11 protein-coding genes are annotated in these 11,459 nt (G+C 68.8%); 4 read left to right on the top strand and 7 right to left on the bottom strand.

Annotation, left to right across the window (positions count from 1 at the left end; translation table 11 throughout):
• Positions 1-49: 49 nt before the first annotated feature.
• The 5 genes from B5X82_RS20440 to B5X82_RS20420 are packed head-to-tail and all read right to left on the bottom strand — an operon-like array spanning position 50 to position 5,590.
• Entirely contained in the window at positions 50-1,462 is a 1,413-nt protein-coding gene (locus tag B5X82_RS20440; RefSeq protein WP_079650028.1) for a dihydrolipoamide acetyltransferase family protein, read from the bottom strand.
• A gap of 11 nt (positions 1,463-1,473) precedes the next feature.
• On the bottom strand, positions 1,474-2,484 hold the full coding sequence (locus B5X82_RS20435) for an alpha-ketoacid dehydrogenase subunit beta (RefSeq protein WP_079650027.1): 1,011 nt from the start codon (positions 2,482-2,484) through the stop codon (positions 1,474-1,476).
• Between the two features lie 14 nt (positions 2,485-2,498).
• Positions 2,499-3,473, bottom strand: coding sequence for a thiamine pyrophosphate-dependent dehydrogenase E1 component subunit alpha (locus tag B5X82_RS20430; protein ID WP_079650026.1), 975 nt, complete (start codon positions 3,471-3,473; stop codon positions 2,499-2,501).
• A gap of 10 nt (positions 3,474-3,483) precedes the next feature.
• Complete coding sequence (locus B5X82_RS20425) at positions 3,484-4,815, bottom strand: aromatic ring-hydroxylating oxygenase subunit alpha (RefSeq protein WP_079650025.1); 1,332 nt, start codon at positions 4,813-4,815, stop codon at positions 3,484-3,486.
• 13 nt (positions 4,816-4,828) lie between these two features.
• Positions 4,829-5,590 (bottom strand): SDR family NAD(P)-dependent oxidoreductase, encoded by a 762-nt coding sequence (locus B5X82_RS20420; RefSeq protein ID WP_079650205.1) that lies wholly within the window; start codon positions 5,588-5,590, stop codon positions 4,829-4,831.
• 234 nt (positions 5,591-5,824) lie between these two features.
• Between B5X82_RS20420 and B5X82_RS20415 the strand changes: the two genes are divergently transcribed.
• Positions 5,825-6,520 (top strand): TetR/AcrR family transcriptional regulator, encoded by a 696-nt coding sequence (locus B5X82_RS20415; RefSeq protein WP_079650024.1) that lies wholly within the window; start codon positions 5,825-5,827, stop codon positions 6,518-6,520.
• Here the strand turns inward: B5X82_RS20415 and B5X82_RS20410 are convergent.
• Entirely contained in the window at positions 6,508-7,239 is a 732-nt protein-coding gene (locus tag B5X82_RS20410; RefSeq protein WP_079650023.1) for a ThuA domain-containing protein, read from the bottom strand. The genes B5X82_RS20415 and B5X82_RS20410 overlap by 13 nt on opposite strands.
• 71 nt (positions 7,240-7,310) lie before the next feature.
• Between B5X82_RS20410 and B5X82_RS20405 the strand changes: the two genes are divergently transcribed.
• From B5X82_RS20405 to B5X82_RS20395, 3 genes are read left to right on the top strand one after another with little or no spacing between them, the layout of a single operon-like run.
• Positions 7,311-8,516, top strand: coding sequence for a CaiB/BaiF CoA transferase family protein (locus B5X82_RS20405; protein WP_079650022.1), 1,206 nt, complete (start codon positions 7,311-7,313; stop codon positions 8,514-8,516).
• Complete coding sequence (locus B5X82_RS20400) at positions 8,513-8,884, top strand: Zn-ribbon domain-containing OB-fold protein (RefSeq protein WP_079650021.1); 372 nt, start codon at positions 8,513-8,515, stop codon at positions 8,882-8,884. The genes B5X82_RS20405 and B5X82_RS20400 overlap by 4 nt, the downstream gene beginning before the upstream one ends.
• A gap of 2 nt (positions 8,885-8,886) precedes the next feature.
• Positions 8,887-10,038, top strand: a complete 1,152-nt coding sequence (locus B5X82_RS20395; protein ID WP_079650020.1) for a thiolase — start codon at positions 8,887-8,889, stop codon at positions 10,036-10,038.
• A 75-nt stretch (positions 10,039-10,113) separates the two neighbouring features.
• Here the strand turns inward: B5X82_RS20395 and B5X82_RS20390 are convergent, their stop codons facing one another.
• On the bottom strand, positions 10,114-11,238 hold the full coding sequence (locus B5X82_RS20390; protein ID WP_079650204.1) for an OmpA family protein: 1,125 nt from the start codon (positions 11,236-11,238) through the stop codon (positions 10,114-10,116).
• Positions 11,239-11,459 lie beyond the last annotated feature (221 nt).

Raw genomic sequence — 11,459 nt, 5'->3', positions numbered from 1 at the left:
GACCCCAGCCTACGCTGGGGTGACGGCTTCAGAAAAGGGGAATGCCCCCCTACAACAACCCCGGATTCTCGATCAGCCCGGCCAGCGCCGCCAGGAAGCGGCCGCCGTCGGCGCCGTCGATCGCGCGGTGGTCGCAGGACAGCGACAGGTGCAGCACCGGCACGATGCGGATCGCGCCGTCGTCGTCGATCGGCTCGGGCCGGGCGGTGCCGACCGCGAGGATCGCGCCCTGCGGCGGGTTGATGATCGCGTCGAACTGCTCGACCCCGAAGCCGCCGAGGTTCGACAGCGAGAAGCTGCCGCCGGTGAACTCCTCGGGCTTGAGCTTGCCGGCGCGGGCGCGCTGGGCGAGGCCGGCCATGGCTGCCGAGATCTCCGCGACCGACAGCCGGTCGGCGGCGCGGACGATCGGCGTCACCAGCCCCTTCTCGGTCGCGACGGCGACCGCGACGTCGGCGTCGGCGAAGCGGTGGATCTCCTGGCCATGGACCTGGATGTTGACCTGCGGCACCTCCATCAGCGCCAGCGCACAGGCCTTGACCAGATAGTCGTTGACGCTCGGCCGCTGCCCCTGGACGGCGGCGCGCAGCGCGAGCAGCCGATCGGCGCGCACCCGTCGGCGGACGTAGAAATGCGGAATCTGCTGCTTCGCCTCGGTCAGCCGGCGGGCGATCGTACGGCGCATCGACGACATCGCCACGACCTCGACTTCGCCCGGCGCAGGAGCGGCCGGCGCGGCGACGGGAACCGGGGCGGGAGCCGGGGCCGGCACCGCCGCGAGCACGTCGGCCTTGCGGACCCGGCCGCGCGGGCCGCTGCCGGCAATGGTTTCGAGCGCCACGGCGTGGATCGCCGCGACCCGGCGCGCCATCGGCGTCGCGAACACGGGCGACGGTGGGCTGGGCGGCAGCACGCCGACCAGCGTCGGCGCCGCGGGCGGCGAAATCGCCCGGTCGACGTCCTGCGCGGTGATCCGGCCACCGCGGCCCGATCCGGACAGGCCGGCGACGTCGAGCCCCGCCGCGACCGCCTTGTCGCGCGCGACCGGGCTGATCGCGATTCCATCCGGGATGGCCGGGGCGGCCGGCGCGGCGGCCACGGGTTCGGGCGCGGCCGGCGGAGCGGCGGCGGGCGTCTCGTCACCGTCGGGCGCGAAGCTGGCGTCGACCGGCTTGAAGCCGGCGACCAGCGCATCGATCTCGGCCGGATCGGCCTCGCCGCCGTCGGACAGCACCGCCAGCAGCGCGCCGACCGGATAGGTCTGCCCCGCCTCAGCGATCAGCCGGACGAAACGCCCGTCGGCCTCGGCCTCGACCTCGTTGGTGATCTTGTCGGTTTCGATCAGAGTCAGCACCGTGCCCTTCGCGAAGGGCTGGTTCTCGGCCACCATCCATTCGGCGATGGTGCCTTCCGACATCTCGATGCCCCATTTGGGCATGGTGAAGGCTTTGAGCCTGGCCATCGTCGCGCCCCTCAGCCGGCGGCGAGGACGCGGCGGACCGCGGCCTCGATCTTCTGCGGCGACGGCACCCAGGCGCGTTCGAGCTCGCGCGCGAAGGGGATCGGGCTGTGCGGGCCGGTGACCAGCTCGGGCGGCGCCTTGAGGCTGCTGAACGCTTTGGTCGCGACCAGCGCACAGATGTCGGCGGCGAGGCTGCAACGCGGCGGGCTTTCGTCGACGACGACGAGCCGACCGGTCGCCTCGACCGAATCCAGGATCGCCTCCTCGTCGAGCGGGCTGGTGGTACGCAGGTCGATGACGTCGCAGCCGATCCCGTCGGCCGCCAGCTTGTCGGCCGCCTTCTCCGAGAAGTTGACCATCCGGCCACAGGTCACGATCGTCGCGTCACCGCCTTCGCGCACCATCCGCGCTTCGCCGAAGCGCTGGCGATGGTCGCCGTCGGGCACCTCACCCTTCACGCCGTAGAGCGTCTTGTGCTCGAAGAACATCACCGGGTCGTCGCCGCGCAGCGCTTCGGTCAACAGTCCCTTGGCGTCGGCCGGGGTCGCGGGCAGCACGACCTTCAGCCCCGGCATCGCGGTCAGCATCGCATAGACCGACTGGCTGTGCTGGGCGGCGGTGTTCATGCCCGCGCCGTAGACCAGGCGGATCACCGCCGGGCAGCGGGTCTTGCCGCCGAACATGTAGCGGAACTTGGCGATCTGGTTCCATATCTGGTCGAGGCTGACGCCGACGAAATCGGCGAACATCAGCTCGGCCACGGGCCGCTTGCCGGCCAGCGCCGCACCGGCCGCCGCGCCGACGATCGCGCTTTCGGAGATCGGCGTGTCGATCACCCGGTCGGGGCCGAACTTGGCATAGAGCCCGCCCGACGTGCCCCAGATGCCGCCGATCGCCTCGGGCCCGCCGGCGGTGCCGTTGCCGCCGACGACATCCTCGCCGAGCAGCAGGATATCGGGATCGCGTTCCATCTCCGCATGGAGCGTCTGGAGGATGGCATCGCGGATGGTCATGATCGCCATGTCAGCGGCCTCCCTCAGTAATAATCGACATAGACGTCGTCGGCGACGGTTGCCGGATCGGGCGCGGGCGCGGCGCGCGCCTCGACCACGGCCGCCTCGATCAGGGCCGCGACCTCGGCATCGACCGCGTCGAGATCGGCGGGGTCGAGCAGCTTCGCCTCCGCGACCTTCGCGCGGAACGCCTTGAGGCAGTCGCGCTCCTCGCGGATGCGATCGAGCTCGCCCTTGCCGCGATAGCGCTGCGGATCGCCTTCGAAATGGCCGAAGAAGCGCTCGGTATCGAGCTCGATCGCCGCCGGGCCGTTGCCGGCGCGGACATGATCGAGCAGCTCGCGCATCGTCTCATAGGTGTCGAAATAGTCGCAGCCGTTGGCGCGCCACGCCTTCATCCCGAACGCCTCGGCGCGGCTGGCGATGTCCCTGGCGGTGCCCACCGCATAGGCGTCGCCAGTGTGCTCAGAATAATGGTTGTTCTCGAACACGAAGATCGCGGGCGCCTTGGTGACGACCGCCATGTTCATCGCCTCGAAGGTGGTGCCCTGGTTGCAGGCGCCGTCGCCCGAGAAGGCGATCGCGACCCGCCCCTTGCCGTCGAGCCGGGCCGCCAGCGCCGCGCCAACCGCCTGCGGCGCGCCGCCGCCGACGATGCCGTTGGCGCCCAGCATGCCCACCGACAGGTCGGCGATGTGCATCGATCCGCCGCGCCCCTTGCAGGTGCCCCCGGCGCGGCCGAAAATCTCCTGCATCATCGCCTTCACGTCGCAGCCCTTGGCGATGCAATGGCCGTGGCCGCGATGGGTGGAGACGATCATGTCCTCGACGCTGAGCTGGTCGCAGATCCCCACGGCCACCGCTTCCTGCCCGGCATAGAGATGGGTGAAGCCGGCGATCTCGCCCGTCTTGATCTCCTCGTGCAGGCGTTCCTCGAACTGGCGTATCGTCGCCATCCGGCGGTAGGCGCCGACCAGCTCCTCGCGGCTCAGTTGCATCAGCTTTTCCTCAGAGATCGCCGGGGGACTTGCCGCCCGGACCGTAGACATAATCGTCCAGCACCTTGTGGAAGTGCCGGATGCGCAGCTCCTGGTCGCCGATCCACAGGCCGGGAAAGGCGTCCGAATGCATCCCCTTCTGGACCGTCGGCAGGTTGAACGCGTCCTGGTCGAGCACCTGGCCGATCGACTTCTCGCCGTGCCGGAAGCGCTTGTGCTTCGGCCGCTCGGGCCATTCCTCGCCCTCGGGCACCAGCTCGAACATCCAGATGTCGTAGAGCATCTTGTCGGGATCGGTCGGGTGCGGCCGCTGCCGGAACATCATCACGTCGTCGGCATGGACGTTGAGCGAGACGTTCGGGAAGATGGTGTAGTGATAGTCGTCGGTGAGCTGGTCGTCGTTGAGCTCCGAATAATCCTTGCCCTGCGACGCGCCGTGCTCGCGCTTGAAGAGCTGAACGTCGCGGCGGATGTCGCTGATCCGGCCGTCATAGTCGGCGGGATCCATCCCGGCCTTGACCATGATCTCATAGATCGCCGGCGGGATCGAGGAGGGCAGCGCGACGCGGCCCGAAACGCAGGCGAAGGGGACGAGGTAGCGGCTGTGCCGCTCATAGACGTCGATCTGCGCGTTGGTATCGTCGAGATACCATTGCAGCTGCGGATGGATGCCCTGGACGTGATACACTTCGCTGAACGCGTCGACGCTCGCCTTCCAGTTGCAGTCCCATTCGACGGTGATGTCGCGGACCCACGCCATCCGCTCCATATGATAGGGGCCGAGATGCTGCGGCATCGGCGCGAGATAATCCTCGAGCGGACCGACGTCGGGGTTGAGCGAGAACCACACGAAGCTGCCCCATTCGGCGCAGGGATAAGCGGGCAGCCGCATCCCCGGAGGGCCGCCCTGAGGGAAGGTGTCGAGATCGGGGATGCGGGCGATGCAGCCATCGAGTCCATAGGTCCAGTGATGGTACATGCACCGGAAATCCTCGGCATTGCCGAGCCCCTCCGGGCGCAGCCTGTTGCCGCGGTGCAGGCAGACATTGGGGAAGGCGCGGACCGATCCGTCCCGCTGGCGGACGATCAGCACGCTCTCCTTGCCGATATCGGTGCAGATATAGTCGCCCGGCTCCTTCAGGTCGCACGATCGGCCGCCGAGCAGCCAGACCTTGGTCCAGACCCTCTCCCATTCCAGCTTCATGAATTCGGGCGAGGTGTAGCGCGCGGCCGGGATGACGTCGTAGCCGAGGTCGGGATCCTCGGCCTTCCACGCCGGCGTGCCGTCGGGCCAGTCCTGGGGATTGACCCGGATCATGTCGACCTTGCGCTTCACGTCCATCGGGCGCGTCCTCTCAGAAGTGCGTCCGGTTGGTGAAGGCGCCGTCGACGACGAGGTGCGATCCGTTGCACCAGCTCGCCGCCGGGCTGGCGAGGAACACGACGCAGCGGGCGATCTCCTCGGGCGTGCCGAGCCGGCCGGCGGGCTGCTGGCGGAGCTGCGACTGGTAGAATTTCTCCATCGTGCCCTTGATCATGTCCCAGTTGCCGCCCTCGAACTCGACCGGGCCGGGGGAGACGACGTTGACGCGGATGCCGTCCTTGCCGTGGTACAGCGCGAGCTGCTTGCCCCAGGTGACGAGCGAGGCCTTCATCGCATTGTAGGGCTGCGGCCCGCCCATCGCCTCGCCGGCCGAGGTGGTGGCGATCAGGACGATCGAGCCCGACTGCTGCTCGGTCATCGTCGGCAGCACGGCGTCGACCGCGCGGACCGGGCCCATCACGTCGACCTCGAAGGCGTTGTTCCAATATTTCTCGCTGCCGAGGCCGCTCCCCGCCGAGGTGATCGGGATCAGGATGTCGCAGCCGTCGAGCGCCTCGATCGCCCAGGCGAGCCATTCCTTGTAATCGTCCGCCTTCTTCACGTTGACGGCCTTGCCGACGACATTGGTGCCGTAGCGCTTCAGGTTCGCCACCGCGTCCTTGACGCCGTCCTCGGACCGGGCGGCGATCGCCAGGTCGCATCCTTCGCGCGCAAGCGTCTCCGCCACCGCCATGCCGATGCCGCGCGCGGCGCCGACGACGATCGCCTTCTTGCCCTGCAAACCGAGATCCACCTTCACCTCTCCGCACGTCGCCGGCCATGCCACCTTGCCGCCGGCCTCTCCCCCTTCTTCTGCACCGCCTCCCCCGTCAGGGCAAGACGAAAACAAGCATGAATGTTTTTTATTTGGATTCCCACTATCCGCATATCATCAGGCCGGAGCTGTGCTATGGACAGGGTGATAAGGCTGCTTGACAGCCCACATCAAAAACAAACATGATTGTTTCTTGAGTAAGGATCGAAGTCCATGGCGTTGGCCGCAGTCCGTTCCGGTTCCCCCGCCCGCCAGCCGCGCGAACGCGGCCAGGGCGGCCAGACCCAGCAGTCGCTGAAGAGCGCGCAAACGCGCGCCCGGCTGATCGACGCGACGATCCGCTGCATCGTCAAGGTCGGCTATGCCAACACCACCACGCCGCAGGTCGCGGCCGAAGCCGGCTTGTCACGCGGCGCGATGCTCCACCATTTCGAGAACGGCTCCGCACTGATCAAGGCGGCGATCGTCGAGCTGCACGAGAAGCGGCTGCGCGCCTTCCGCCGCGCCGCCGACACCGAGAACCACGACGTCGACGCGCTGGTCCGCGCCTATTGGCGCCAGCTCCAGAAGCCCGCCTTCGTCGCCTTCCACGAACTGGCGCTGGCGGCGCGCACCCATGCCGATCTCGCCAAGATCCTGCAGCCGCTGCAGGTCGAGTATCGCGAGCGTTTCAACGCGCAGGCGGTGGCGCTCTTCCCCGAATGGCAGGGCGACCGCGAGCGGTTCGACCTCGCCATGGCGCTGTCGCAGACCATGCTCGAGGGCATGGCGATCAACGTCCTGACCGGCGCCATGGCCGAGTCGATGGTCGAGCCGATGCTGGGCCTGCTCGAGGACCAGATCCGGGCGATGAATCCCAAGCTCTCCAAGGGTGGGCGCGCGAAGTCCGCCAAGGATCAACCGGATTGAGGCAAGCCCCAGCGAATGCCGCGGCGGAGCAGTTCGGCGAACACCGGATAGTTCCAGGAGCAGCGCTGGGGGTGCGGCCAGAAATCGGCCAGCGGCCGCAGGTCGTAATGGCCGCGGCAATGGCCGAGGGTGAGGTAGAGGATCGCCCCCTCGCCCACCCGCCGTTCGTAGAGCACCGGCACTTCGGGCTCGTCCCATTCCGAGTCGCGGAATTCGGGGCAGGAGCCGGTGAAGCCGGTGTGCAGCAGCACGTCGATCTCGGCCGTGCGGTGGGTCAGGTAGAGCTCGTCCTCGACCCTGAAATCGCGCAGCCCGGCGGTCATCTCATGATCGCCGCGGGTCACGAAAACCTTGAACGGGGCGAGCGGCGGGTGGCCGGCGAAGCGGGTACCGAGCAGCGCGGTGAAGGCCGGCGCCGCGTCGGGCGTATCGACGACGCCGTCTGCGCCGAAGCGCAGCGTCGCATTGGTGCCGTGCAGCGCCAGCCAGCGGCCGCCGCGCGCCAGGAACGCCGCCAGCGCCTCGGTCTGCGCCGCGTCCGGCAGCAGGTCGCAGGTATAGGTGATCAGCAGGTCCGCCGCCGCGAGGCTGGCGAGGTCACCATAGTCCGACGCCACCGAGGTCCGCACCTCGGGCAATTCCGCCAGCAGCTTCAGCAACTCCAGACGCGCAAAGTCGATATCATGATATTTCCCCGCAGCGACCAGATGAACCTTCATGACCTCGCCTCCCTCACGTGCATGCGCATGAGGCTATGCCCCGCGCCGCGGCTGGCAAGGGGGGTCTCGCTATGAGCGGGAGGCTGCAGGGGCCGCTGGCCGGCGTCCGGGTGATCGACTGCACCAGCGTGCTGATGGGGCCCTACGCCACCCAGATCATGGCCGATCTGGGCGCCGACGTGATCAAGGTGGAGAGCCCCGACGGCGACACCACCCGCTATCTGCCGCCCGGCCCCGATGCGACGCGCGGCGGCATGTTCCTCAACGTCAACCGCGGCAAGCGCAGCCTGGCGCTCGACCTCAAGCAGCCCGAGGCGCGGGCGGCGCTGGTCAGGCTGGTCGAGGGCGCCGACGTGTTCGTCCATTCGATGCGGCCCGGCGCGATCCAGCGGCTCGGCCTCGACTATGCCGCGCTCAAGGAGGTCAATCCGGGGCTGGTCTACGCCAATCTCTACGGCTTCGCGCGGAGCGGCCCCTACCGCGACTATCCGGCCTATGACGACATCGTCCAGGCGGCGTCGGGGCTGGTCGACCTGCAGGCGCGGCTGTCGGGCGGGGAGCCGACCTATCTGGCGACCGTCGTCGCCGACAAGGTGACGGGGCTGACCGGTCTCTACGCGATCCTCGCCGCGCTGTTCGCGCGAACCCGCACCGGCGAGGGCCAGGAGGTCGAGGTGCCGATGTTCGAGACGCTCGTCTCCTTCACGATGATCGAGCATCTGTGCGGGTCGCTGTTCGATCCGCCGCAGGGGCCGCCCGAATATCCGCGCGTCACCGCCGCCGCGCGCCGCCCCTACCGGACGAAGGACGGCCATATCGGGGTGATGATCTACAACGACAAGCATTGGCGCGCCTTCTTCCACGCGATCGGCGACCCCGAATGGACGCGCGACCCGATGTTCGCGTCGATGCGCAGCCGCACCCAGAATATCGGCACGGTGCTGCACAAGCTGGCCGAGGTGATCGAGGAACGGACGACCGCCGAATGGATCGAGCTGTTCCGCCTCGCCGAGGTGCCCGCCATGGCGATCGCGACGCCGGCCGACCTGCTCCACGACGAGCATCTCGAGGCGACCGGCTTCTGGAACGAGCGCGACAGCGAGTTCGGCCGGCTGCGCTTCCCCGGCATCCCGACCCGTTTCTCGGCAACGCCCGGCGCGATCGGCGATCCGGGGCCGGCGCTGGGCGCCGACAGCCGCGCGATCCTGGAGGAGGCGGGGTTCGACGCGGCGACGATCGACGCGCTGGTCGCCGGTGCCAACCGGGTGCCGGCATGAGCGCGCCCGGGCCCGCGCGCCACTGGCGCGCCGCGCTCGCCGAGGGGCGCTTCCTGCTCCAGCGCGCCCGCGCCAGCGGCACCGTCTTCTTCCCGCCCCGGCTGATGGAGCCGGGCAGCGGCGACGACGAATGGGACTGGATCGAGGCGAGCGGCCTCGGCACCGTCCACGCCGTCACCGTCATCCATCCCAGGCCGCCGCATGAACCGCGCGCGGTGGTGCTGATCGACCTCGACGAGCAGGTGCGGCTGATGAGCGAGGTCGAGGGCGTGCCCGCCGAGGCGATCGCGATCGGCCTGCGCGTCCGCGCGCGGATCGGCGAGCGCGACGGCGCCCCCATCCTGCTGTTCGACGCGGCGGAGGCCTGACCATGGGCGGCAGCTTCCCCCGCGGCGCGACCGCGATCGCCGGCCTCGCCACCTTCGGCCTCGGCGAATGCCCCGGCTGGACCTCGCTCGAAATGGCGGCGAAGGCCGGCCAGCTCGCCGTCGCCGACGCGGGGCTGACGATGCGCGAGGTCGACGGGCTGTTCATCTGCCTGCCCGACGATGTCCTCGCCGGGCTGAGCCTCGCCGAATATCTCGGCCTGTCGCCGCGCTTCACCGACTGCAACCGCACCGGCGGATCGGCCTTCATGAGCCATGTCGCGACCGCCGCGATGATGCTGACAGCCGGCTATATCGACACCGCGCTGATCACCTATGGATCGAATCAGCGCAGCGGCGGCGGCAAGCTGTCGACCCCAGTCGGCAGCAATGCATGGGAAGCGCCCTACAAGCCGCTCTTCCCGGCCTCCTCCTACGCGCTCGCGGCGTCGCGCCACTTCCACCAATATGGCACGACCCGCCGCCAGCTCGCCGAGGTCGCGGTCGCCGCGCGCGCCTGGGCGAACGGCAATCCCGAGGCCTTCGCCCAAGGGCCGCTCGGCATCGACGACGTCCTGGCGGCGCGGATGCTGTCGAGCCCGATCTCGGTCAAGGACTGCTGCCTCGTCACCGACGGCGCCGCGGCAGTGGTGATGACGCGGATCGATCGGGCCCGCGACGCGCCCCGGCCGCCGGTGCCGGTGCTCGGCGCCGCGGCGGCGACCTGGCACAACGCCATTTCTCAGATGGGCGACCTGACGACGACGGCGGCGGCCGAGTCGGGCCCGCGCGCCTATGCGATGGCGGGGATCGGGCCCGGCGACGTCGACGTGGTCGAGCTCTACGACGCCTTCACGATCAACACGATCCTGTTCCTCGAGGACCTCGGCTTCTGCCCCAAGGGCGAGGGTGGCCGCTTTGTCGAGGACGGCGCGATCGCGCCGGGCGGGCGGCTGCCGGTCAATACCAACGGGGGCGGCCTGTCCTGCTGCCACCCCGGCATGTACGGCCTGTTCGCGATCGTCGAGGCGGCGCGGCAGATCCGCGGCGAGGCGGCCAACCAGATTCCCGGCGTCGACATCGCCCTCGCCCATGGCAATGGCGGAACGCTGTCGAGCCAGGCGACGGTGATCCTGGGATCGGCGGCCACGATCTGACCTCCAAAGAAAAGGGGCCGGCCCGAAGGCCGACCCCGATCCTACACGTCATCGACGGATCGATGACCGCAACGCTTACATACCGGTGCCGAAGGTGATTTCGACGCGACGGTTCTGCGGCTCGCGGACGCCGTCCGCGGTTTCGACCAGCGGGCGGCTTTCGCCGAACGCCTCGGTCGTGATCGCCGAGTCCGGCACGCCCTTGCCCGCGAGGTAGGCCTTCACCGCGTCGGCACGACGTTGCGAGAGACCGACGTTATACTGGTCGCTACCCGACTTGTCGGCGTGGCCGGCAAGCTGGACCCGCGCCTGGCCGGTCGTCGCATAGGCGTTGGCAGCGTTGTCGAGGATCGACGCGGCTTCCGCCGTGATGTCCGACTTATCCCAGTCGAAGAACACGATGAACGGACCCGGAGTCTCGACCACCGGCGGCGGCGGAGGCGGAGGCGGCGGGGGCGGAGGAGGCGGCGGCGGGGGCGGCGGCGGAGGCGGCGGAGCAGCCGGCGCGCCGATGTTGTAGATCAGGCTGAGCAGCGCGCTGTGCGAACGCCATTTGCCGCTGTACTGCGCGCCGACGACGTCGACCGGCCGCACCTTGGTGACGTTGAAGTAGCGATATTTCAGACCGACATCGACATGGCTGCTGACCGCGTAGCGGACGCCGGCGATCGCCTGCCAGGCGAAGCGCTTGGCAAGGTCATAGTCGAGGAAGTCGCCGCCCGACACATTATAGTCGTGCAGCTTCAGCGCGGCGATGCCGGCGCCGCCGCCGACATAGGCCGACAGGCCGTCCTCGTTGCCGAAGTCGAGCAGGCCGTTGATCATCACCCCGAAGGAGATGTTCTTGCCGGAAGCGTCCGGATAGACGCCCGGAGGCGCGCCGAAGCCGCCGGGGGCGGCCGGAGTGCGCGACGGGCCGGTGGTGATGCTCTTCACACGGTCACGCTTGTAGGAGATTTCCTCCTCCAGCCTGAACATGCCGAAGTCGTAGCCGAGGATGGCGTCGACATCATAGCCGAGCTTGTTGTCGATCGTCGTTCGGCCACCCGGCGACAGGGGCGAGGGCCCCACGTTGAACTTGGTGTCCTGCGGCTGCATCACGCCGCCTTCGATACCGACATACCAGCTGTTGTCGCGCGCAAACGCGGGCCCCGCGAGCGCCGTCGCGGCAAGCGCGGTCAGTAGGGCTAATCTACGCATCTCGTTCCCCTGTTCAAAGCTGTCCAACCGGACATGGGTTCTCCTTCCGAGGTCCGGCGACCGACCCGAAAACGAGATCCGAAAAATGAAAGACATTTCGGCCGCGCATCGGAGTTCCGAACGGCCGGTAAACGATGGAGTGGATGGCTCCCGCTCACCGGCTGAGGCAGACTGCCTCGGCTGAAGAGCGAGGAGACGGACGATGAGTGAGATTGTCACGA

This window comes from Rhizorhabdus histidinilytica (assembly GCF_900167915.1).
GTDB classification, from domain to species: Bacteria; Pseudomonadota; Alphaproteobacteria; order Sphingomonadales; family Sphingomonadaceae; genus Rhizorhabdus; species Rhizorhabdus histidinilytica.
This window is presented reverse-complemented; position numbering and strand designations above follow the sequence as displayed.

Excerpts from the sequence above, each read along its gene's own strand:
- B5X82_RS20390 (WP_079650204.1), bottom strand. The coding sequence starts at position 11,238 with ATGCGTAGATTAGCCCTACTGACCGCGCTTGCCGCGACGGCGCTCGCG.
- B5X82_RS20415 (WP_079650024.1), top strand. The coding sequence starts at position 5,825 with ATGGCGTTGGCCGCAGTCCGTTCCGGTTCCCCCGCCCGCCAGCCGCGC.
- B5X82_RS20430 (WP_079650026.1), bottom strand. The coding sequence starts at position 3,473 with ATGCAACTGAGCCGCGAGGAGCTGGTCGGCGCCTACCGCCGGATGGCG.
- B5X82_RS20440 (WP_079650028.1), bottom strand. The coding sequence starts at position 1,462 with ATGGCCAGGCTCAAAGCCTTCACCATGCCCAAATGGGGCATCGAGATG.
- B5X82_RS20395 (WP_079650020.1), top strand. The coding sequence starts at position 8,887 with ATGGGCGGCAGCTTCCCCCGCGGCGCGACCGCGATCGCCGGCCTCGCC.
- B5X82_RS20405 (WP_079650022.1), top strand. The coding sequence starts at position 7,311 with ATGAGCGGGAGGCTGCAGGGGCCGCTGGCCGGCGTCCGGGTGATCGAC.
- B5X82_RS20400 (WP_079650021.1), top strand. The coding sequence starts at position 8,513 with ATGAGCGCGCCCGGGCCCGCGCGCCACTGGCGCGCCGCGCTCGCCGAG.
- B5X82_RS20410 (WP_079650023.1), bottom strand. The coding sequence starts at position 7,239 with ATGAAGGTTCATCTGGTCGCTGCGGGGAAATATCATGATATCGACTTT.
- B5X82_RS20435 (WP_079650027.1), bottom strand. The coding sequence starts at position 2,484 with ATGGCGATCATGACCATCCGCGATGCCATCCTCCAGACGCTCCATGCG.
- B5X82_RS20425 (WP_079650025.1), bottom strand. The coding sequence starts at position 4,815 with ATGGACGTGAAGCGCAAGGTCGACATGATCCGGGTCAATCCCCAGGAC.